Here is a 21,746-nt window from a genome sequence, read left to right as displayed (position 1 = left end):
GCGATGTTCAGATTTCTTCCGGGGCCCGCGCCCCCTGCCCGTCTTCCAGCCTGCGCGAGGCGTCGATGCGCAGGAACAGCGCCGCCGCGATCAGGCAGAGGACGGAAAGAACCGCAAAGGCGGCGAACCAGCCGCTCATGCTGACGATATAGCCGGTGACCGCCGCCGCGACCGCCGCGCCGCTGTTGCCCAGCGTGTTCATGACCGCCGACACCGACCCCGCATATTCGCCGCCGATGTCGAGCGTCACAGCCCAGGACACGCCGACCGTCAGCTCCAGCCCGAACAGCGCGATGCAGAAGCACAGGATGCTGGCCACATGCCCGTCCATGGCGGCGGCCAGCGGTATCATCGCGGCCGCCGTCAGGAAGCCGACCACGGCGACCGATCGGCGCGCCATCTTCAGCCCCGCGCCGCGCTTCACCAGCAGGTCCGACGCCCATCCGCCCATCAGGTCGCCCACCACCCCCGCCATCAGAGGCAGGCTGGCGAACAGGCCCATCAACGCGATGTCGAACCCCCGCGCATCGTGCAGATATTTGGGGAACCAGGTCAGGAAGATGTTGATGCAATAGGCGTAGCAGAAATACATGGCCGACAGCACCCAGAGCTGCGAATTGGCCAGCAGGTGCCGCCACGGCACGCTCACCCGCGCCCGGCCCGCGCCCAGCGCGCCCTCGATCATCGCCAGTTCGGCGCCGTTGACCGCCGGATGCTCGCGCGGCGTGTCGCGATAGTACCAAAACCACAGGGCCGCCCAGCCGATGCCGATCAGCGCGAAGGCCATGAAGGGCATGCGCCAGCCGAACTGGACGATCAGCAGCGCGACGAACACCGGCGTCACCGCCCCGCCCAGCCGCGCCCCCGCATGGGTGACGCCCTGCGCCCAGCCGCGTTCCGACGGCAGCATCCAGCGCGACAAGGACCGGGTGGCGATGGGAAATGCCCCCGCCTCCCCCATGCCGAAGAGGAAGCGGCACACCATCATCGACCCGGCCGACCAGGTCAGCGCCGTGGCGGCGGTGAAGGTCGACCACCAGAGCACCACGCCCGTCAGCGCCCGGCGCGGCCCGAACCTGTCGCCCAGCCAGCCGCCGGGTATCTGGAACAGCGCATAGGCGATGGAGAAGGACGCGAAGATCCAGCCCATCGTCACGGGCGAGAAGCCATATTCCTTCTCGATCACCGGGGCCGCCGTGGCGATCACGACGCGGTCCATATAGGTGATGAGATAGGCCAGCACCGTCAGCCACAGGACGACATGGCGCGCCCGCGTCGGGCGCGCCGCGCCGGCTCCGGCGGCGGCGCCGCGCGGTTCCGCGACGCTTGCCTCGCCGGTCACGGGCGGGGTCCGCAGGCATCGGCGGCGCGGCCGGTGCAGGTCTGCCAGATGGTCGGCACCTTGTTGCCGGCGATATAGACGGCGTCGATGGCGCGGGTGTTGCGGATGTCCGCCGTGGGATCGCGGTCCAGCACCAGCAGGTCGGCCCATTTGCCCGGCGCGACCGCGCCGATGTCCCTGGCCCCCATGAATTCCGCATTGGCGCTGGTCGCGGCCGTGATCGCCTGCATCGGCGTCACCCCGGCCTTCACCATCAGTTCCAGTTCCCAATGCGCGAAATAGCCGGGGAAGCGCGCCGTCGGGCCGCTGTCCGTGCCCATGCCATATCGGATGCCCGCCTTCGCCTCCGCCGCGAAATTGTCCATCGCATATTGCAGGGTGGGCGCATATTTGGGGAAGTTGGGCGCCGCGCCCAGCTTCGCCGCCCGCTCCGGACTGGCCAGTTCCTTCAGCACGGCGGGCGTCACCCCCCGCGCGAAGAAGGGATCGTCCAGGAAGGGCAGCGTCTTGTAGGTGAAGGACGCCTCGCGGCTCAGCGTCGCGGCCATCTGCCACACGCCCCTGGCCTTCATCTGGCCCAGCAGCGCGTCGTCAACGGCGCGGTCGCGCACGGAATGGGCGAAGGCGTCCACGCCTTCCCGCGTCAGTTCGGCGGCGTTGGAATAATAGAAGATATGCGCGACGGCCTTCTTCCCGTCCTTGTGCGCCTGGTCGATCACGGCGCTGCTGATCGGGGGCGGCATGCGTTCCTCCAGCATGCCGAATTCGTCGTCGACCCACAGCTTGATGAGGTCGGCGCCCTTGGCCGCCTCCCTGTCCACCATCGCCCGCGCCTCTTCGGGCGTGGCGACCGACTGGTCGAGGCCGGCGACGCCGCCATAGCTGCCCTTGAAGACCACGCCCTGCCCCACGGTATAGACCCGCGACATCGCCGCGCGGCCCTTGCGCCGCTGCTGGATCGGGAAGATCATGTCCTTTTCCGTCCCCAGCGTCTGGACGGTGGTGACGCCGTAGGCGGCGTAGGTGCGGAGCTGCTTCTCGATATTTTCCGGCGTCTGATATTGCAGGTTCTGGGTGATGCCGTCGACCAGCCCCAGATGGACATGGCTGTCGATCAGGCCGGGCATCAGATATTTGCCCTTCAGCCTTTCGACCTTCGCGCCCGCCGGCGCCTTGAGCTTCGCGACCGGCCCGACCCATTTGATCCGCCCGTCCGTCATGACCAGCGCCTGGTTCGCCGCGGGCGCCTTTCCGGTGCCGTCGATCAGCGTGAAGTCGCGCAGCACCGTGGTTTCGGCCATCGCCGTCGCCGGAAGTCCGGCGAGCATCGCGACCGTCAGGCTGACAAGTGAAAAACCGGCTTTCATGGCTGACCGCATATCCATCCTCTCCAGACCTATTTCATATCCTATATGATCTGGTAAGCCCGTGGTAAGTGGTTGCCGCAGGCGCGTCAAGGGCCTTTCCCACCTTGTCGAACGGTCGGGCGGCCCGCGCCGCGCATCATTCCGAAAGCCGGTGCCAAGGACGCGACCGCCATGGGCCGCCCGTCCCCGGCCGGCGGGTTCGCGCTTCAGGCGGCCATGGCCGTCAGCGGGGCGACGTGCCGTTCGCCCGGTCCATCCGCTGCTGAGAACAGGTCAGATGGTCGCGCACCGACTGCTCCGCCGCGACGGGATCGTGCGCCAGCAGGGCGGCGATGATCGCCTGATGCTCCCGCGCCGCCACTTCGGGCGCATTGGGCTGGGCGCTGTTCTGGTAGAGCGATCGGAAGATCTGGAGATGCGCGTGCAGCCGCTCGATCGTCTCCTCGATCAGGCGGTTGCCGCTGCCCTTGGCGATCAGCCGGTGGAGCAGCGCGTCCGCCTCCGCGAAGCGGGCATAGGCCTGCTCGTCCCGCTCGACGACCGCGTCCATGTCCGCCTGGATCGACTGGAGGATGGAGAGCGTCTCGTCGTCCATCTGCTCGGCGGCGCGGGCGGCGGCATAGGGTTCGATCAGCAGGCGCAGCGTGTAGAGGTCATGCACCTCCTCCGGCGTCATCTGCGGGCTGGCGCGGTAGCCGACATTGGTGGTCTTGTAGACCAGCTTCTCCGCCTCCAACTGGCTCAGCGCCTCGCGAATCGGGGTCTGCGAAATGCCGAGCTGCCGCGCCACGGTATCGATGGGGATGCGTTCGCCCGGCGCGATCTTCACCGTCATCAGCATGGAGAGAAGATGCTCATAGGCGCGCTCCACCAGCGTCGGTCCGGAAGCGGCGCGCGCTGCGGGACCGATGGCGCTGGCAGGCTGTGACATATTGTGCAGGTCGGACATGATCGCCGCTTATAGGGTCGGATACGGAACATATAGGATATTTTCGTCGCAATGGCGATGGCGTTCTTGCATAGGCAGGGCGGCGCGAGGGAAATCGTCACGGTCTCAGCCCATCGGCCCGATGCGCACGGCCCCGCCGGAATCCGGCACCGCGCCCAGGCCGCGATAGTCGATGATGACGGGATGGCGCGTCTCCATCGGCCGGTGGTGGGTCGCGGCGACGACCAGGATGCTCGCGCCGGCGCGTTCCGCCGCCATGATGCCGGCAACCGAATCCTCGATCACCAGGCAACGGTCCGCCCTCGTCCCCAGCCGCTCGGCCGCCAGATGGAAGCAGTCCGGCGCGGGCTTGCCGCGTTCCACGTCCTCCGCCGCGATCAGCAGCGGCGGTGCGGGCAGGCCCGCCGCCCGGATGCGGCGCCGGGCAAGCCGGCGCGGGGCGGAGGTGACGACGGCCCAGCGGCAATCGGCCAGCGCGGCCAGGAACGCCGCCGCGCCCTCAATGGCCTCTATCCCCTCGACCGCGTCGATCTCCGCCTGGGTGACGAGCGCCGCCTCCGCCACCGGATCGACGCCGGGCAGGCCCAGCCGCCTGATCGTCTCCACCGACTGAACGCCATGGACGGTCGGCAGGAAGGCGTCGACATCCAGCCCATGGCGCAGCGCCCATTCGCCCCAGACGCGTTCCGCCGCCTTGATGGAATTCAGGATCGTGCCGTCCATGTCCAGCAGCACCGCATCCACGGACCTGTGTTCCATCAGCGTCGTCATTCCTGTGAAAAGGCCTTCAGGGGCGGGTCGGGGGCCGCACCATGCCTCCTACACAGGGGCGGATCGAAACGCACGTCCGTTTCGATCCGCCGGCGCGCCGCCGGACCGACGGGTCACTTCGCCGTCGTCTCGACCCTGGCGTGACTGCCTTCCTCGCCCGGACGGATCTTGCCGCCGAACAGCATCTTCAGCTTGCCGGTCAGGGACACGTCCGCCTCCCACAATTCCGCCTCGTCGATGTCGAAGCGCAACAGGGCCAGATTGGGGTCCGACTTGCCGCCGGGGAACCAGGCTTCGACCGTGGTCGACCACAGCTTGTCGATCATCGCGGGATCATTGTCGATGCGCGCTTGGCCCGCGAAGCAGGCGAAGAAGTCGTGCCCCTTGGAAACGAACTGCCCCATCGCCGCGCCGCCGCCGGCCAGGCGGTTGTCCTTGCCGATGAAGAACCACAGCCTGTCCACCTGGTCCTCGTCCAACTGGACGGTGAGCGGCTCGCTATGCTGTCCGCTGCCCGTCAGGCCCAGCATCATGAAGGGGCTGTCGGCCATCCGATCCCACAGATGTTCCTTCAGCTTTCGCGCATCGGTCATGATCGTCTCCTGATTTATGGAACCGGCTATACGAACGGCAGGCGCGAAGGGTCCGCCATTCCCGACGGGATGAAGCCGATCGGCCGTCCAGGCGTTGTCCACCCATGATCTTCGCCGATTTCCTCCGCAACCGTCGCCGCGAGCAGCTGTCGGAGCGCGATCTCGCGGCGCTGGAGGCCAGCGTCAGCCAGGTGCGCAAGACCCATGCGCGCCAGCTTATCGCCCAGGCGGGCGAGCCGATCGCGTACAGCACCTATCTGATGGAAGGGTTCATCTGCCGCTACATGGACGACCGCAACGGCCTGCGCCAGCTCGTCGCCGTCCATGTCCCCGGCGATTTCGTCGACCTGCACGGCTATCCGCTGGGGCGGCTGGACCATGATGTCGCGACCCTATGCGCATCCCGGATCGCCATGGTCCCGCATGAGGCGCTGGACGGCCTGCTGGCGCAGCGGCCCAATCTGACGAAGCTGCTGTGGTTCAGCACGCTGCTGGACGCGGCCATGCACCGGGAATGGATATTCCGCCTTGGCCGATTGGACGCCATGGCGCGGATCGCGCATTTCTTCTGCGAGATCGAGGCGAAGCTGCGCGCCGTGGGGCTGAGCGACGGCAGCCGGTTCGCGCTGCCGCTGACCCAGGCGGACCTGGGGGAGGCCTGCGGCATGACGTCGGTGCACATCAACCGCATGCTGCGGGAACTCCGCGAACGGGAACTGCTCCAGGTCCAGCGCGGGCGGGTCACCATCTTCGACCTCGCCGCCCTGCGGCGGCTGTGCGATTACGACCCGTCCTATCTGTTCATCGGCGGCTGAGGGAACCGCATCCGCCCGCAAAGCGTCCTTTGCACCCGAACGGAAGAGGAGAATCCATGCCCCGAGACGGCGTTTTCGATGAATCTGGCAAGGCCTATGCCGAGGAAGGACAGGTGATGCTGGACGGTCCCGACGGCGTCGCCATCAGCATGACGCCCGATGCGGCGGAAGAGACGGGGAACGAACTGATCCGCGCCGCGGCGGAGGCGCGGCAACAGATCGACGATAGCGCGCGCGGCGCGCACGGCCCATGAGCCGCATCGGACCGGCGGGACTTGATCGAAATCAATCTGCGACGCATTCAGGGCCGCCGCTTCTCGTGGTAATCGCCGATGCTCCTGCTCTGAAAGGGAGGTGACGTGGAGACCTATTCGACCAAACAGGCCCTGGCGGGCGTGGATGGCCTGGACGACATTCTTTCCGGCGGGCTGACCCGCGGCCGCGTGTTCCTGCTGGAAGGCAGTCCGGGCACGGGCAAGACCACCATAGCGACGCAGTTCCTGATCGAGGGCGCGCGGCGCGGCGAACGCTGCCTCTACATCACCCTGTCCGAAACCGAGGAAGAGATGCGCGAAAGCGCCGCGTCGCACGGTTGGACGCTGGAGGGGGTGGACCTGTTCGAACTGGTCCCTCCCGAAAGCCTGCTGGACGAGCAGCAGCAGCAAAGCCTGCTCTATTCGTCCGACCTGGAACTGGGCGAGACCACACGCCGCATCTTCGACGCGTTCGAACGGGTCCGGCCGGACCGGGTGGTGCTGGACAGCCTGTCGGAAATCCGCCTGCTGGCGCAAAGCTCGCTGCGCTACCGCCGCCAGATCCTGGCGCTCAAACATTTCTTCTCGAAACAGAATGCGACCGTGCTGATGCTGGACGACCTGACGGCCGAGGTCGCGGACAAAACGGTGCACAGCGTCGCCCATGGCGTCATCCGGCTGGAGGAGCTGTCGCTCGACTACGGCCCGGAGCGCCGCCGGATGCGCGTCATCAAATATCGCGGCCGGCATTTTCGCGGCGGCTTCCACGATTTCGTCATCGAAAGGGGCGGCGTCCGCGTCTTCCCCCGGCTGGTGTCGGCCGAACACAAGACCGATTTCCAGCGCGACGTGCTGAAAAGCGAGTCCACCGAACTCGACGCCCTGCTGGGCGGGGGGATAGAGCGCGGTTCGAGCGTGCTCGTCCTGGGCCCGGCGGGCACGGGCAAGTCGCTGCTCGCCCTCACCTTCGTCACGGCGGCGGTCGCGCGCGGGGAAAAGGCGGCGATCTTCGTCTTCGACGAGGAGATGGGCCTGCTTTTCAACCGCGCCCTGGGGCTGGGCATCGACATGCGGGCGATGGCCGACAGCGGCGACCTGATCGTCGAGCAGGTGGACGCGGCCGAACTGTCCCCCGGCGAATTTTCCCAGCGGGTGCGCAACTGCGTGGAACGGCATGGCGTGAGAACCGTCGTCATCGACAGCCTGAACGGCTATCAGTCCGCCATGCCGGAGGAGAATGCGCTGGTCCTGCACATGCATGAACTGCTGCAATATCTGAACCGGCAGGGGGCCACCACCTTCCTCACCGTCGCGCAGCATGGACTGGTGGGCGACATGAAGACGCCGGTCGACGTCACCTATCTGGCCGACACGGTCATCCTGCTGCGCTATTTCGAGGCGCTGGGCCGGGTGCGCCGCGCCATGTCGATCATCAAGAAGCGCACCGGATCGCATGAGGACACGATCCGGGAGTTCCGCATCGGTTCCTACGGCATCCGCCTGGGCGAACCGCTGATCGGCTTCCAGGGCGTGCTGCGCGGCGTGCCGCATTTCGTCGGCGGCGCGCCCGCGCTGCTGGAAGACGAGGAGGCGTGATCCCGCACCTGTCCGAACGGGCGCTCATTCTCGCTCCGGTCGGGCGCGATGCGGAGATCGCGGCGTCGATGCTGGCGGAGGCGGGATTGCGCTCGCATGTCTGCCGGGATCTTCCCGACCTGCTGGGCGGCATCGACCATGGCGCCGGCTTCGCGCTGGTGACGGAGGAGGCGCTGCACAATCGCGACCTGCATCCCCTGGTCGGCTGGTTGCAGAACCAGCCGGAATGGTCGGACTTCCCCTTCATTCTGCTGACCCGGCGCGGCGGCGGGCTGGAGCGCAACCCGTCGGCGTCCCGCTATCTGGAGATGCTGGGCAACGTCAATTTCCTGGAGCGGCCCTTCCACCCCACCACGCTGATCAGCCTCGCCCGGTCGGCGCTGCGCGGCCGCCGCCGGCAATATGACGCCCGCGCAAGGCTGGAGGAACTGCATCGCGGCGCGGAGAAATATCGATCCCTGTTCGATTCGATCGAGGCGGGCTTCTGCATCATAGAGATGATCTTCGACGATGCGGGGAAGCCGGTCGACTATCGCTTCATCGAAACCAATCCCGCCTTCGCGCGCCATACCGGCCTCAGCGACGCGGTGGGAAAGAGCATGCGATCGCTGGTGCCGGGGCATGAACAGCATTGGTTCGACATTTACGGCCAGGTGGCCCGCACCGGCGAGGCCGTCCGCTTCGAGGACGCGGCAGAGGCGCTGGGCGGCTATTGGTACGATGTCTACGCCTTTCGCGTGGGCGATCCCAAAGCGCCCCAGGTCGCCGTGCTGTTCAACGACATCACCGAACGCCGCCGCATGGAGGCGGCGCTGCGCCGGAGCGAGGAGCGGCTGCGCGCGCTCAACGAGACGCTGGAGGAACGCGTGCAGCAGCGGTCGCATGAACTGGAACTGGCGCAGGAGGCGCTGCGCCAGTCGCAGAAGCTGGAGTCCATGGGCCAGTTGACCGGCGGCGTCGCCCATGATTTCAACAACCTGCTGACGCCGATCGTCGGCAGCCTCGACCTGCTCCACCGCCGCGGCCTGGGCACGGACCGGGAGCGGCGGCTGATTGAGGGCGCGCTGCAATCCGCCGACCGGGCGAAGATGCTGGTGCAAAGGCTGCTCGCCTTCGCGCGGCGGCAACCGCTGCAACCCACCGCCATCGACATAGGCGGGCTGGTGCGGGACATGCGCGACCTGATCGTCAGCACGTCCGGCCCGCGGGTGCAGGTCGAACTGGCGGTGGCGGAAGGCCTGCCGGCCGCCCATGCCGACGCCAACCAGATCGAAATGGCGTTGCTGAACCTGGCGGTGAATGCGCGCGACGCCATGCCGGATGGCGGACAGCTTCGCATCGGCGTGACATGCGACAGCATGGCGGCCGACAACCGGCTGCGCCTGCGGGAGGGACGCTATGTCCGCCTGTCGGTGGCCGACACCGGCATCGGCATGGACCAGCAGACCGCCGAAAAGGCGATAGAACCCTTCTTCACGACCAAGGGCGTGGGCCAGGGGACCGGCCTTGGCCTGTCGATGGTGCACGGCCTGGCCGCGCAACTGGGCGGGGGCCTCACCATCGAAAGCGCCGTGGGCCAGGGCACGACGATCAGCCTCTGGCTGCCGACCAGCGAGATCGAGGCCGGAAGGGACGCGGCCGGGCCGGACACTGCGCCCGTGAAGCTGGACCATGGCATGGCGCTGGTGGTGGACGATGAGGAACTGGTGCGCGCCAGCACCGTGCATATGCTGCGCGAACTGGGATATGACGTGCTGGAGGCCAGTTCCGCCGAACATGCGCTGGCGATCATGAAGGCCGAGCCGGACATCGACGTGCTGGTCACCGATCATCTGATGCCGGGCACGACCGGCACCGACCTGATCGAGCAGGCACGGGTGCTCAAGCCGGCGATCCGGGCGCTGCTGATTTCGGGCTATGCCGAAAATGCCGGGATTTCGGCGGAACTGCCGCGACTGACCAAGCCTTTCAAGCAGATCGATTTGGCCAAGAGCCTTGCCGCGCTGTGACGGCGGGATGGCTCCGGCGGCGCGTTCAAGGCGGATTGCGCAAGGAATTGCGGGAGTTGGCGTGGAACTTTTCCGGCGCGGCCGCGTAACGACTCCGCGGCGCGCGGGGGATCATCGCATCGGGCCTCGCGTCGGGGGCAAGCGCAATGGGCAGCGCGGGGGGATAATGGGAATGGCATGGGCTTTTGGCGGCGCGGCGTTCGGCGGAATGGCCGTGGGCCTTCTATCCCTATGCTGCACCGCCGCCCAGGCGCAGAGCCTGGAAGAATTGCGCGACATGCCGATCGCCGCCCTGTCGAAGCTGGACGTCACCTCCGTCACCCGGTCGACGGCGTCGCTGGCCGATTCCCCGGCGTCGATCTACGTCATCACCCATGACGACATCGTCCGTTCGGGCACGCTGACGCTGCCGGGCATTCTCCGGCTTGCGCCCAATCTGCAGGTCATGCGCGGCGGCCCCAACAATACGGTCATTGCCGCCCGGGGGATGGGCGGCAATGACGCCGCGCAGAGTTTCTCCAACAAGCTGCTGGTGCTGATCGACGGCCGCAGCATCTATTCGCCGCTCTATTCCGGCGTCTATTGGGACATGCAGGACGTTTTGCCGGAGGATGTCGACCGCATAGAGGTGATTTCCGGCCCCGGCGCCACGCTGTGGGGGTCCAACGCGGTCAACGGCGTGATCAACATCATCACCCGCGACGCGGGGGCCTCCCAGGGCCTGTACGGCACGGGCGTGGTCGGCAACAGCACCTATGACCTGGGGCTGCGCTATGGCGGCCATGCCGGCGGCAACGCCAGCTACCGCCTGTTCGTGAAGCGGCACGAGAATTTCGAGAGCGCGAACGACGCGGACGACGGCAATCGCCGGACCCAGGCCGGCTTCCGCTTCGACTGGAACGCGACGCCCGACGACGCGCTGATGGTGCAGGGGGACGGCTATTACGGTTCCCGCTCGCAGGGGGCCGCGCCGGACGAGAGCCTGCACGGCTACGACCTGCTTGCCCGCTGGCGCCATGGCGCGGCGTCCGGGGCCACGCTCCAGCTCCAGGCCTATTACGACCACAGCGCCCGCAAGATCGAGAATGACGGCGGCCGCTTCGCGCTCGACACCTTCGACGTGGAGGGGCAGCACAGCTTCGCGCTAGGCTCCGGCCACAACATCGTCTGGGGCGGCGGCGCGCGCCTCAGCCGCTATGTGATCCGCAACATTCCCGGCCTGGACTTCGTGCCCGACCGGCGAAACCTTTTCGTCGGCAATCTGTTCGCGCAGGACAGCATCGCCCTGACGCCGTCCGTCACGGCCACGGTCGGGGCCAAGCTGGAGCGGCGCAGCTATATGGACCTCACCTTCCTGCCCAGCGTTCGCCTGTCCTGGAAGCCCGACGCCGAAACCCTGCTGTGGGGCGCGGTTTCCCGCGCCGTCCGTTCGCCCACCCCCTTTGACGAGGATGTGGTCGAATCCATCGGGGGCACCGTTTTCCTGACCGCCCTTCCCGGCTTCCGCTCCGAAAAGCTGACCGCCTTCGAACTGGGCACGCGGCTGATGCTCTCGCCCCGCGCGTCGCTTTCGGTATCCGCCTTCTACAATGTCTATGACGACCTGCGGACGGTGGAGCCGGCGCCGGGCGGGTTCCTGCCGCTGCGCTGGGGCAATGGGATAAAGGGCGACAGCTATGGCTTCGACGCCTGGGCCGACATCCGGCTGGCAAGCTGGTGGCGGCTCAAGCCCGGCTACAGCCTGCTGATCCAGAAGTTCCGCTTCAAGCCGGATTCGGTGCCCCTGATCGGCGTGTCGCAGGTCGGCAACGATCCCAGGCACCGCGCCACGCTGCGCTCCTCCATGGACATCGGGCCGGAGGTGAATGTCGATTTCGACCTGCGCTACGTGTCCGCCCTGCCCGACCCGCATGTGCCGGGCTATGTGGAACTGGGCGCAAGGCTGGGCTGGCAGTTCGACGAGCGCGCCGAATTGTCGGTGTCGGGCTTCAACCTGCTGCACCGCCGCCACCGGGAGCTTCCCGCCTCGCAGGCGACGCCGCTTCGCCGCAGCGTGTTCGTGGCGCTCAAATGGACGATCTGAGCCCCTGGCGCGGCAGGCGCGGGCAACGACGACGCCGTGCCGCGCTGTCCTGTCTCGCGGCGGTCGCGCTCCTCGTTCCGGCGCCGGTGCCGGCCAATTCGCCCGCCGCGCTGGAACGCGCGATCCAGGCGAATTTCCTGTTCAAGTTCGCGCCCTTCGTGGAATGGCCCCCGGCGGCATTTTCAGGGACGGAAAGGAATTTCGTGATCTGCGTGGTTGGGGAGGATCCGTTCGGCGCCATGCTCAACGATGTGGTGCGCGGGCAGAAGATGGTCGGCCGCCCGGTGGTGGTGCGGCGGACCGGCGGCGAGGCGGGTCCGGCCTGCCACATCCTGTTCGCCGGCCGCTCGGCCGACCCCGGCTATGCGCCCTTCGCGACCACGGGCGGCCAGCCGGTGCTGACGGTCGCGGACAAGGGCGCCGGTCCCAGCGGCGCGATGATCGAATTCGTGCGGCGGAACGGGCGGGTGCGGTTCCAGATCGACGACAAGGCGGCCCGCGCCAACGGCCTCAAGATCAGTTCCAAATTGCTGGGCCTTGCCATCGCGGTGGACCGGAAATGAAGCCGGCGACCCAAGGCAGGCTCAGCCTGGGCAAGGTCGTCGGGCAGATGGCGACGCCCCTGTCCGCGGTCCTGATCGCCTTCCTGCTGCTCGCCGCGGGGCTGGCCGCCGCCATCCAGCTCGAACAGCTCGGCCGGGTCGAAAAGCTGCGGCAGACGACGGTCCAGGCGCAGGTGCTGGCCAACGGGATCGCCGCGCCGCTGGCGTTCGAGGACGATGTCGCGCTCCAGGAATATCTGAACGCGCTGAAGGCCGATCCGCAGATCGTCGCGGTCGCCGCCTATGACGGCAAGGGCGCCTTCGTCGCCGGCTTCGCGCGCCCTCCCGCCCGGCTGCCCAGGCTGGCGGCGGAGGCGGGCCGGGATTCGCCGCCGTCGGGCCTTGCCGTCACGGTCCCGGTGAAGCAGGGCGGCACGCAGCTTGGCTCCGTCTATCTGCAATCGACCATGGACAGCCTGTCGCGCCGCCTGACCCGCTATCTGGGCATCGCGGTCATCGTCATCGCGGCGGCGGTGCTGATCGTGATGCTCGCCGCCTCCTATTCGTCGCTGCGCCGCGCGCATCAGGCCTTGCAGGCGGAGATCGCCAGCCGCCAGCAGGCCGAAGAGGCGCTGCGCCAGTCGCAGAAGATGGAGGCGATGGGCCAGTTGACCGGCGGCGTCGCGCATGACTTCAACAATCTGCTGATGGTCGCTTCGGGTGGCCTCGACCTCATGGAACGCACCCAGGACGCCGCCAGGCTGGAGAAGCTGCGCGCCGGAATACGCCAGGCGCTGGACCGGGGCGCGAAGCTGACGCGGCAACTGCTCGCCTTTTCCCGCCGCACCCCGCTCAATCCCGAAGTCGTCGACCTGCGGGAGCGGATCAGGGGCATGGACGCGCTGCTCGAACGATCGCTGGGCGAAAGCATAGAGGTGGCCATGCATCTTCCCGCCGACCTCTGGCCGGTGGAGGTCGACGCGTCGGAACTGGAGGTGGCGATCCTCAACATCGCCCTCAACGCCCGCGACGCCATGCGCAAGAGCGGCGCCATCGTCATAGAGGGCGCGAACCGTCCGGGCCATGGCGGCCTGCCCGACCGGGTGCAGATCGCGGTGACGGACAACGGAGAGGGCATCGCGCCTGAACTGCTCAACAAGATATTCGAACCCTTCTACACGACCAAGGCGGTGGGACAGGGCACGGGCCTTGGCCTCAGCCAGGTCTACGGCTTCGCGCGCGCTTCCGGCGGGGAGGTGCTGGTCGACAGCATCGTCGACCGGGGGACGACCATCACCCTGCTGCTGCCGCGATCCCTGCTCGCCCCCCGGCCGGGCGACGGGCCGGTCGAGCCGGTCGGCGCCTCCGGCAAGCAGCGCATCCTGCTGGTCGAGGATGACGACACGGTGGCCGACACGGTGGGCGGCATGCTGACGACGCTGGGCTATGAGATGGAGCGGGTCGACAATGGCGACGCTGCGCTGCGCCGGCTGGAGCGGGCGGACGATTTTTCCCTGATCCTGTCCGACATGATCATGCCGGGCGAGGTCGGCGGCATGGAACTGGCGCTCCGGGTCCGGACGCACTGGCCGCATCTGGGCACGATGCTGATGACGGGCTACAGCGCGGCGGCGGCCTCCGCCGCGAAGGAGGGCGTGCCGCTGCTGGCCAAGCCCTTCACGATACAGGATCTGTCCGTCCACCTGATGGCGGCGCTGGACCGCGCCGGCGGGCACAGGGCATAGAGCTTGTCGTCATTTGAACCTTGTTCCTGCGCAGGCAGGAACACGACCCAAGCCAAGGCTCAGAGCGCCCGCAGCGCCCGCGCCGGCCGCACCGACATCAGCGGGATCGACCCCAGCAACCCGATCCCCAGCGTCAGCACCGCCCCCGCGCCCAGCGTCAACAGCACCAGCAGCCAGTCCGGCGCCCAATGGAATTCGAATATCCGCACGATCACGAACCACCCCGCCGCCAGCCCCAGCCCCAACGCCACCAGCGCCAGCACCCCGGCCAGCAGCGCATATTCGATCCCCTGCGCCCCCAATATCTGCCAGCGGGTCGCGCCCAGCGTCTTCAATATCACGCTGTCATAGGCCCGCGCCTGCCGCGACGCCGCGATGGCGCCGATCAGCACGGCGATCCCCGCCAGGATCGCGACCGACCCCGCCAGCACGATGGCGGTCGACATCTGCCCCAGCAGCACCGTGACCTGCGCCACCACATCCCCCACCGCTATGATCGATATGGAGGGGAAGGCCGCCAGCAGCGTCCGCGCCATCACCCCTTCCGACGCGCCCTTCATCGTGATCGTCGCGGACAGGCTGTGCGGCGCGCCGCGCAGCGCGTTGGGGGAAAAGACCATGATGTAGTTGAACCCCATCGTCTCCCAATTCACCTGCCGCAGCGATGCGATGCGCGCCTCCATCTCCCGCCCCAGCACCGACACGGTCAGCATGTCGCCGACGCCGACGCCCATCACCTCCGCCGCCTCCCGGTCGAGCGAGACCAGCGGCGGCCCGGCATAGTCGCGGGGCCACCACCGCCCCTTCACCAGTTCCGATCCTTCGGGCAGCGCATCGCTATAGGTGACGCCGCGCTCGCCGCGCAGGAACCACGCCCCTTCGGGCAATTGCTTCAGGTCCGCCACCCGCTGCCCGCCATAGGCGACGATGGTGCCGCGCAGGGTCGGCACCATATTGACCTTCGCCCCCGGCGCCTCTTGTCCGACGAGGGCAAGGAAGCGATCCTTGGCGGCGATGGGAATGTCCAGCACGAACTGGTCCGGCGCGGTCCGGGGCACGGTGTTGCGGATTTCGGCGCTCAGGCTCGACTGGATCGCCGCCAGCGTCACGAACAGGGTCAGCCCCAGCCCCAGCGCCACCACCAGCGCCGACGTCTGCGCGCCGGGCCGGTGGAGATTGGCCACCGCCAGCCGTGCCAAGGGACGACGCGGCGCGGGCGCCCGCCGCGCCCCATGCCGGACGAGCAGCCCGATCCCGGTCAGCAGCGCCAGCATCCCCGCGACCGCGCCCAGCATCGCCGCCGCGAACCACGGCTCCCGCGCCGTGCCCAATGCCAGCGCCAGCGCAGCCGCCCCCGCCGCGCCCACGGCGATCATGCTCGCCCGGTCGACGCCGCGCCGCCGGTCCACCGTCTCGCGGAACAGGGCGGCGGCGGGCAGGGTCCGCGCCCGCGCCAATGGCGGCACCGTGAAGATGAAGGCGATCAGCAGGCCGTAGAGCGCGCTCGTGACCAGCGGCCAGATCGCGACGGCGAAGCCCGGCTGCACCGGCAATATGTCCCGCATCGCCGTCACCAGCCCCAGCGGCAGCACGACCCCCGCCGCCAGCCCGCAACCGATGGCCAGCAGCGCGACCGCGCCGATCTGCATCAGGTAGATGCGGGCGATGTCGGCGGAGGACGCGCCCAATATCTTCAACGTCGCGATGCCGTTGCGCTTGATCGCCAGATAGGAGGCGACCCCGTTGCTGACGCCGATCCCCGCTATGGCGAGTGCGGCGAGGCCGATCAGCGACAGGAACTGCCCCATCCGCTCCAGGAAACGGCTGGTTCCCGGCGCCGCGCCGTCGCGATCCTTGATCTCGAACCCGGCGGAGGGAAAGGCGCGTTTCAGCCGCTCCGCCGCCGCCCCGGCATCCCCGCCCGCGCTCAGGCGGATGCGATATTTGCTTTCATAAAGGCTGCCCGGCTGGATCAGCCCCGTGCGCCGGATGCCCTCCATCGACGTGAGCGCCACCGGCCCCAAAGTGAAGCCCTCCCCCACCCGGTCCGGCTCGTCGGCGATGATGCCCCGGATGCGGAAGGCCGCAGCGCCGTAGCGCAGGCCATCGCCCGGCTTCACGTCCAGCCGGTCCGCCAAGGCCTGCCCGATGACCAGTTCGTCGGCGCGCATCGGCCCGGCGCGCCCGCCTTTCAGGGTCAGCGCGCCATAGAGCGGATAGGCCCCGTCCACGCCCTTGAGTTCGGTCAGCACGGCGGACGGGCCATTGCCAGCGCCCTGCCCCACTCGCTGGGCCATCGCCCGCAATCGGATCGTCTCGCTCAGCGCGCCCTCGCGCCGGAAGGCGGCCTTCTCCGCAGCCCCCGCCTCGCGCTGCGACATCGCCACCTCGACATCGCCGCCCAGCAGCACCTGTCCCTTGCTGGCAATCTCTCCGGTGATCGCGGCGGTCAGGCCGCCGATGGTCGCCAGCGTCGCCACGCCCAGGAACAGGCAGATGAACAGCAGCCGCAGCCCCCGGAAACCGCGATGCAGGTCGCGCCGGGCGATCCGCCAGCAGCCGCGCCAACCCAGCGCCTTCACGGCCTGCGGTCCGCGACGATCGACCCGTCGCGCATCTCCACGATGCGGTCGCACCGCGCCGCGAGGCCGGGATCATGGGTGATGATCACCAATGTCGCGCCGTTCGCGGCCCGCCGGGCGAACAGCAGTTCGACGATGGACCCGCTGGTCGCCCCGTCCAGATTGCCGGTCGGCTCGTCGGCGAAGATGATGTCCGGCCCCGGCGCGACGGCGCGGGCGATGGCCACGCGCTGCTGCTCGCCCCCCGAAAGCTGCGCCGGATAATGGTGCAGCCGGTGCCCCAGCCCGACCGCCGCCAGTTCGTCCGCGGCGCGGGCGAAGGCGTCGGCAAAGCCCGCCAGTTCCAGCGGCACGGCGACATTCTCCACCGCCGTCATGGTCGGCAACAGGTGGAAGCTCTGCAATATGATGCCCACGCGCCCGCGCCGCGCCCGCGCCAGCGCATCCTCGTCCAGCGGCCCATAATCGATCCCGGCGACCCGCACGTCGCCGCCGCTGGCGCGCTCCAGCCCCGACAATATCGCCATCAGCGACGATTTGCCCGACCCCGACGGACCCAGGATCGCCAGGCTCTCGCCCTTGGGTATGGAAAGGTCGACGCCCCTCAATATCTGCGTCGGCGCTTCGCGGGTGCCGAGCGAAAGGGTGACATTGCGCGCTTCAATCGCAATATGGGCAAGGGAGGACGAACCGTGCATCGGCGAAAGGAACCCCATGAAGGCGGGAAGACGGTCAATATATGTGGGCGCGGCGGCGATTGTGCAATTGCTCACCGCCTGTTCGGGCGAACCCGCCGCCGACAATCATGCCGCGCCGTCCGTTCAGGCCGGTAACGCGGCCGCCCCGGTCGCGGACGGCAAGCTGGTGCTGGCCTTCGGCGACAGCCTTTATGCGGGCTATGGCGTGGCCCAGAATGAAAGCTTCCCCTTCCGCCTGGAACAGGCGCTGAAGGCGCAGGGGCTGGCGGTTCAGGTCCGCAATGCCGGGGTCTCCGGCGAAACCTCCTTGGGCGGCATGCAGCGCCTGGCCTTCACGCTGGACGGCCTGCCGCGCAAGCCCGACCTGCTGCTGCTCGACCTGGGCGGCAACGACATGCTGCGCGGCCTGCCGCCGGAGGACAGCGAGAAGAATCTGCGCGCCATATTGGACGAACTGAAACGGCGGCAGATCCCCGTGCTGCTCACCGGCATGCTGGCCGCGCCCAATATGGGCAAGGATTATGGCGCGAAGTTCGACGCCATCTATCCCCGGCTGGCGAAGGATTACGGCCTGCCGCTCTACCCCTTCTTCCTGGACGGCGTGATCGGCGATCCCAAGCTGATGCAGGCCGATTCCATCCACCCCAATCCCGCCGGTGTGAACATCGTCGTCGGCAGGATCGCGCCGGTCGTCGCGGGCTTGCTCAAGGACGCATAAACGCGCCGCGGGCCCGCCTGCGTTCGATTAACGCACCGTGTTCCTGCGCAGGAGCACCTTGCCCTTTAACCAGCCCTCATCCGATCATCATCAGGCTCGCATTCCCGCCGGCGGCCGTCGTGTTGATGGAGGTCGACACCTCCTCCAGCAGCCAGTGGAGCGGATACATCCCATCCGCCCCCGCCGCATGGACGCTGACGACCGGCCCCGGCAGGCCGGCCACGTCCCGAACCGCCGCGCCGATCCGCCCGGCATCGCCCTCTACCAGCACCGCCCCCAGCGGCCCTTCCGGCCGAGACGCGAAATGCGCGGCGATATGCGGGGGCAATCCCCGCGGCAGCGCCATGTCCTGCAGCACCCCGCGATTGCCCGTCGCCAGCACCGCCGCCATCTGCCGCAACAGGCCCTGCCGCGTCGCGGGCCGCATCCCGATCCATCCGCGCGGATGCAATGCATAGAGGTTGCGCTCCCCCACCGGCCCCGGCAGCGCCATCTCCACCCCCAGCGCCGAGGCATCGCCGCAGCGCCGCGCCATGGCCGAAGCCTCCGCCTCGCCCTCCGCCGCCAGCCAGTCGGCGAAATCGGCGAGCGCCGACGGGAACGAATCGGCCCGCCCGGCAAAGGCCGGCGGCACGCGCACAAGCCGCCCCAGATAGAGCGGCCCGCCCGCCTTGGGTCCGGTGCCCGACAGCCCGCGCCCGCCAAAGGGCTGCACCCCCACGATAGCGCCGATCACATTGCGGTTCACATAGAGGTTGCCCGCCTTCACCCGCCCCGTCACCTGGGCGACGGTATCGTCCAGCCGCGTATGCAGGCCGAAGGTCAGGCCATAGCCGGTCGCGTTGATCGCATCCACCAGCGCGTCCAGCCCTGCGCGGGGGAAGCGGATGACGTGCAGCACCGGCCCGAACACCTCCCGCCGCAACTGCGCGATGTCGTCGATCTCGATGATCGTCGGCGGCACGAAGCTGCCATGCGCGCTTTCCTCCGGCAATGGCTGCTGCTCCACCGCGCAGCCCAGGGCGCGCATCGCCTCTATGTGCCGCCCGATTCCTTCCTTCGCCTCGTCGGTGATGACCGGCCCGATGTCGACCGCCAGCCGGTCGGTCCGCCCGATGCGCAATTCCCTGAGCGCGCCCTTCAGCATCGCCAGCGTCCGGTCCGCCACATCCTCCTGCAGGCAGAGGATGCGCAGCGCCGAACAGCGCTGCCCCGCGCTGTCGAAGGCGGAGGCGATGACATCCGCCACCACCTGTTCCGCCAGCGCGGAACTGTCGACGATCATCGCATTCTGCCCGCCCGTCTCCGCGACCAGCGGAATGGGCCTGCCCGAAGCGGAGAGGCGCGAGGCCAGTTGCCGCTGGATCAGCCGCGCCACCTCGGTCGATCCGGTGAACAGCACTCCTGCGGTTTGCGGCGCCGCCACCAGCGCCGCGCCGATCTCGCCGCCGCCGGGGATCAGTTGCAGAGCGTCCCCCGGCGCTCCCGCCTCGTGCAGCAGGCGCACCGCCTCCGCCGCGATCAGCGGGGTTTCCTCGGCGGGCTTGGCCAGCACCGCATTGCCCGCGACCAGCGCCGCCGCCACCTGGCCGGTGAAGATCGCCAGCGGGAAATTCCAGGGCGAAATGCACACCACCGGCCCCAAAGGCTCCTGCGCCGGGCCGAAGGTCGACCGCGCCTGCTCCGCATAATAGCGCAGGAAATCGATCGCCTCCCGCACCTCGGCTATGGCGTTGGGCAGCGACTTGCCCGCCTCCCGCACGATCAGGCCCAGCAGGATCGGCATGCGCGCCTGCATCGCGTCGGCCGCCCGCTCCAATATCGCGGCGCGTTCCGTCACGGGCGCCCGCGCCCAGCCGCTTCCGTCCGCCCGCGCGACCGCCGCCCGCGCAAAATCCGTCGACGCCTCGAACACCGTCCCCACGACATCGCGCCGGTCGGCGGGGTTGAGCACGGGCCGCGCCGCGCCCTCCCCGCCCTCCGGCCGGGCCGTCCAGCCGATCTGCGCGCTTTCCGCCAGCGCCCGCGTCAGCATGGCCAGCGCATTTTCATCGCTGAGGTCGATCCCGTCGGAATTGCGCCGGTCGGGATAAAGCCCGGACGGCAGGGCGATGTCCGCATGCCGCGCCCCCGGATGCGGCATCGCCCGCACCTGCTCGACCGGGTCGGCGATCATCTCCTCCACCGGCACGGCCGGATCGGCAATGCGGTGCACGAAGGAGCTGTTCGCGCCATTTTCCAGCAGCCGCCGCACCAGATAGGCCAGCAGCGTCTCATGCGTGCCGACCGGCGCATAGATGCGGCAGGGCCGGTCGAGATCGCCCTTCCCCACCACCTGCTCGTACAGCGGCTCGCCCATGCCGTGCAGGCACTGAAACTCATAGTCGCCCAGCGTGAAACCCGGCCCCGCCAGATGATGGACCGTCGCCAGCGTCTGCGCATTATGCGTCGCGAATTGCGGAAACACCCGGTCCCGCGCCGCCAGCAGCTTCCTCGCGCAGGCGATATAGGCGACGTCGGTATGGACTTTGCGCGTGTAGACCGGGAAATCGGCCAGCCCGTCGACCTGCGCCCGCTTGACCTCCGCGTCCCAATAGGCGCCCTTGACCAGCCGCACCATGATCCGCCGCCCGGCCCGCCCGGCCAGATCGACGATCCAGTCGATGACGAAGGGGCAGCGCTTGCCATAGGCCTGCACCACGAAGCCCAGCCCGTTCCACCCCGCAAGCTCGGGGTCCAGCGCCAGACTCTCCAGCAGGTCGAGCGACAATTCGAGCCGATCCGCCTCCTCCGCGTCGATATTGAGGCCGATGTCATGGCCCTTGGCGAGCAACGCCAGCTCCTTCACCCGGGGCAGCAATTCCCCCATGACGCGATCCGCCTGGGCACGGCTGTAACGCGGGTGCAGCGCCGACAGCTTGATCGAAATGCCCGGCCCGGCATAGACGCCGCGCCCGTCCGACGCCCGGCCGATGGCGTGGATCGCCTGCCGGTAATCCTCCAGGTAGCGCGCCGCGTCCGCCGCCGTCGCCGCCGCTTCGCCCAGCATGTCATAGCTGTACTGGAAGCCCTTGGCCTCCTGCGCCCGCGCCCGCTTCAGCGCTTCCCCGATGGTCTCGCCGGTCACGAACTGCTCGCCCATCATCCGCATGGCGAGGTCGACGCCGCGCCGGATCACCGGCTCGCCCAGCCGCGCCACCAGCCGCGTCAGCGCCGCGCCGAGGCCCCGGTCATCGACGCTGCCGACCAGCTTGCCCGTCACCACCAGCCCCCAGGTCGCCGCATTGACGAACAGCGACCTGCCGCCGCCCAGATGCCCGCCCCAGTCGCCGTCGGCGATCTTGTCGCGGATCAGCGCGTCGCGGGTCGCATCGTCGGGAATGCGCAGCAGCGCTTCGGCCAGGCACATCAGCGCCACGCCCTCCTGGCTGGAGAGCGAATATTCCTGCACCAGCGCCTCGACCCCGCTGCCCTTGCCATTGGCGCGCAGCGTCGTCACCAGCCTGCGCGCCATGTCCCGCACTCCCCGCCGCATGGCGTCGGGCAGCGCGGCGGCTTCCAGCAGGGGCGCCATGCACTCCGCTTCGTCGCGGCGATAGGCGGCGGTGATCGCCTGGCGGAGCGGCGACTGCGGCCGGATGACAGGGGCGAAATCGGTGAAGGTGGGCGGGTTCGTCATGCG

Annotated in this window: 16 protein-coding genes; 8 read left to right on the top strand and 8 right to left on the bottom strand. The window is 68.6% G+C overall.

Annotated features, from left to right (window positions below; translation table 11 throughout):
• Window positions 1–7: 7 nt before the first annotated feature.
• The 5 genes from Sj15T_RS17780 to Sj15T_RS17760 form a co-directional block, all read right to left on the bottom strand.
• Complete coding sequence (locus tag Sj15T_RS17780) at window positions 8–1,342, bottom strand: MFS transporter (RefSeq protein WP_013053682.1); 1,335 nt, start codon at window positions 1,340–1,342, stop codon at window positions 8–10.
• Window positions 1,339–2,709 (bottom strand): amidohydrolase family protein, encoded by a 1,371-nt coding sequence (locus tag Sj15T_RS17775; protein ID WP_041386793.1) that lies wholly within the window; start codon window positions 2,707–2,709, stop codon window positions 1,339–1,341. Before Sj15T_RS17775 ends, Sj15T_RS17780 begins: the two co-directional genes overlap by 4 nt.
• A 223-nt stretch (window positions 2,710–2,932) precedes the next feature.
• Window positions 2,933–3,658, bottom strand: coding sequence for a GntR family transcriptional regulator (locus Sj15T_RS17770; protein ID WP_013053680.1), 726 nt, complete (start codon window positions 3,656–3,658; stop codon window positions 2,933–2,935).
• 105 nt (window positions 3,659–3,763) lie between these two features.
• Window positions 3,764–4,417, bottom strand: a complete 654-nt coding sequence (locus tag Sj15T_RS17765) for an HAD-IA family hydrolase (RefSeq protein WP_253720746.1) — start codon at window positions 4,415–4,417, stop codon at window positions 3,764–3,766.
• Between the two features lie 125 nt (window positions 4,418–4,542).
• The gene (locus tag Sj15T_RS17760; RefSeq protein ID WP_338756240.1) at window positions 4,543–5,022 is read right to left on the bottom strand and encodes a pyridoxamine 5'-phosphate oxidase family protein; all 480 of its coding nucleotides are present in this window, start codon (window positions 5,020–5,022) and stop codon (window positions 4,543–4,545) included.
• A 104-nt stretch (window positions 5,023–5,126) separates the two neighbouring features.
• On the opposite strand from Sj15T_RS17760, the gene Sj15T_RS17755 reads away from it, so the two are divergent.
• The 7 genes from Sj15T_RS17755 (at window position 5,127) to Sj15T_RS17725 (ending at window position 14,066) form a co-directional block, all read left to right on the top strand.
• Window positions 5,127–5,837, top strand: a complete 711-nt coding sequence (locus Sj15T_RS17755) for a Crp/Fnr family transcriptional regulator (RefSeq protein WP_013053677.1) — start codon at window positions 5,127–5,129, stop codon at window positions 5,835–5,837.
• Window positions 5,838–5,893: 56 nt separating this feature from the next.
• Complete coding sequence (locus Sj15T_RS17750) at window positions 5,894–6,091, top strand: hypothetical protein (protein ID WP_013053676.1); 198 nt, start codon at window positions 5,894–5,896, stop codon at window positions 6,089–6,091.
• A 105-nt stretch (window positions 6,092–6,196) separates the two neighbouring features.
• On the top strand, window positions 6,197–7,687 hold the full coding sequence (locus Sj15T_RS17745; protein ID WP_013053675.1) for an ATPase domain-containing protein: 1,491 nt from the start codon (window positions 6,197–6,199) through the stop codon (window positions 7,685–7,687).
• Window positions 7,684–9,696 carry an ATP-binding protein gene (locus tag Sj15T_RS17740; RefSeq protein ID WP_013053674.1) on the top strand — a complete coding sequence of 671 codons (2,013 nt, stop codon included), beginning with the start codon at window positions 7,684–7,686 and terminating at the stop codon, window positions 9,694–9,696. Before Sj15T_RS17745 ends, Sj15T_RS17740 begins: the two co-directional genes overlap by 4 nt.
• A 172-nt stretch (window positions 9,697–9,868) precedes the next feature.
• Window positions 9,869–11,779 (top strand): TonB-dependent receptor, encoded by a 1,911-nt coding sequence (locus tag Sj15T_RS17735; RefSeq protein WP_013053673.1) that lies wholly within the window; start codon window positions 9,869–9,871, stop codon window positions 11,777–11,779.
• Window positions 11,767–12,342 (top strand): YfiR family protein, encoded by a 576-nt coding sequence (locus tag Sj15T_RS17730; protein WP_013053672.1) that lies wholly within the window; start codon window positions 11,767–11,769, stop codon window positions 12,340–12,342. Before Sj15T_RS17735 ends, Sj15T_RS17730 begins: the two co-directional genes overlap by 13 nt.
• Window positions 12,339–14,066 carry an ATP-binding protein gene (locus tag Sj15T_RS17725; protein ID WP_013053671.1) on the top strand — a complete coding sequence of 576 codons (1,728 nt, stop codon included), beginning with the start codon at window positions 12,339–12,341 and terminating at the stop codon, window positions 14,064–14,066. The genes Sj15T_RS17730 and Sj15T_RS17725 overlap by 4 nt, the downstream gene beginning before the upstream one ends.
• Window positions 14,067–14,125: 59 nt before the next feature.
• Here the strand turns inward: Sj15T_RS17725 and Sj15T_RS17720 are convergent, their stop codons facing one another.
• Window positions 14,126–16,648, bottom strand: a complete 2,523-nt coding sequence (locus tag Sj15T_RS17720; protein ID WP_013053670.1) for an FtsX-like permease family protein — start codon at window positions 16,646–16,648, stop codon at window positions 14,126–14,128.
• Entirely contained in the window at window positions 16,645–17,346 is a 702-nt protein-coding gene (locus tag Sj15T_RS17715) for an ATP-binding cassette domain-containing protein (protein ID WP_041386881.1), read from the bottom strand. The genes Sj15T_RS17720 and Sj15T_RS17715 overlap by 4 nt, the downstream gene beginning before the upstream one ends.
• 16 nt (window positions 17,347–17,362) lie before the next feature.
• Between Sj15T_RS17715 and Sj15T_RS17710 the strand changes: the two genes are divergently transcribed.
• Window positions 17,363–18,064, top strand: a complete 702-nt coding sequence (locus Sj15T_RS17710) for an arylesterase (protein ID WP_013053668.1) — start codon at window positions 17,363–17,365, stop codon at window positions 18,062–18,064.
• Between the two features lie 76 nt (window positions 18,065–18,140).
• Here the strand turns inward: Sj15T_RS17710 and putA are convergent, their stop codons facing one another.
• Window positions 18,141–21,743, bottom strand: a complete 3,603-nt coding sequence (gene putA / locus Sj15T_RS17705) for a trifunctional transcriptional regulator/proline dehydrogenase/L-glutamate gamma-semialdehyde dehydrogenase (RefSeq protein WP_041386880.1) — start codon at window positions 21,741–21,743, stop codon at window positions 18,141–18,143.
• Window positions 21,744–21,746: the final 3 nt, after the last annotated feature.

The sequence above is a fragment of the Sphingobium sp. TA15 genome (genome assembly GCF_037101235.1).
Classification (GTDB): Bacteria; Pseudomonadota; Alphaproteobacteria; order Sphingomonadales; family Sphingomonadaceae; genus Sphingobium; species Sphingobium indicum.
Note: the sequence above shows the minus strand (reverse complement) of the source record. Positions and strands in the feature narration are given on the sequence as shown.

Excerpts from the sequence above, each read along its gene's own strand:
- Sj15T_RS17775 (WP_041386793.1), bottom strand. The coding sequence starts at position 2,709 with ATGAAAGCCGGTTTTTCACTTGTCAGCCTGACGGTCGCGATGCTCGCC.
- Sj15T_RS17770 (WP_013053680.1), bottom strand. The coding sequence starts at position 3,658 with ATGTCCGACCTGCACAATATGTCACAGCCTGCCAGCGCCATCGGTCCC.
- Sj15T_RS17765 (WP_253720746.1), bottom strand. The coding sequence starts at position 4,417 with ATGGAACACAGGTCCGTGGATGCGGTGCTGCTGGACATGGACGGCACG.
- Sj15T_RS17760 (WP_338756240.1), bottom strand. The coding sequence starts at position 5,022 with ATGACCGATGCGCGAAAGCTGAAGGAACATCTGTGGGATCGGATGGCC.
- Sj15T_RS17755 (WP_013053677.1), top strand. The coding sequence starts at position 5,127 with ATGATCTTCGCCGATTTCCTCCGCAACCGTCGCCGCGAGCAGCTGTCG.
- Sj15T_RS17750 (WP_013053676.1), top strand. The coding sequence starts at position 5,894 with ATGCCCCGAGACGGCGTTTTCGATGAATCTGGCAAGGCCTATGCCGAG.
- Sj15T_RS17735 (WP_013053673.1), top strand. The coding sequence starts at position 9,869 with ATGGCATGGGCTTTTGGCGGCGCGGCGTTCGGCGGAATGGCCGTGGGC.
- Sj15T_RS17730 (WP_013053672.1), top strand. The coding sequence starts at position 11,767 with ATGGACGATCTGAGCCCCTGGCGCGGCAGGCGCGGGCAACGACGACGC.
- Sj15T_RS17725 (WP_013053671.1), top strand. The coding sequence starts at position 12,339 with ATGAAGCCGGCGACCCAAGGCAGGCTCAGCCTGGGCAAGGTCGTCGGG.
- Sj15T_RS17715 (WP_041386881.1), bottom strand. The coding sequence starts at position 17,346 with ATGCACGGTTCGTCCTCCCTTGCCCATATTGCGATTGAAGCGCGCAAT.
- Sj15T_RS17710 (WP_013053668.1), top strand. The coding sequence starts at position 17,363 with ATGAAGGCGGGAAGACGGTCAATATATGTGGGCGCGGCGGCGATTGTG.
- putA (WP_041386880.1), bottom strand. The coding sequence starts at position 21,743 with ATGACGAACCCGCCCACCTTCACCGATTTCGCCCCTGTCATCCGGCCG.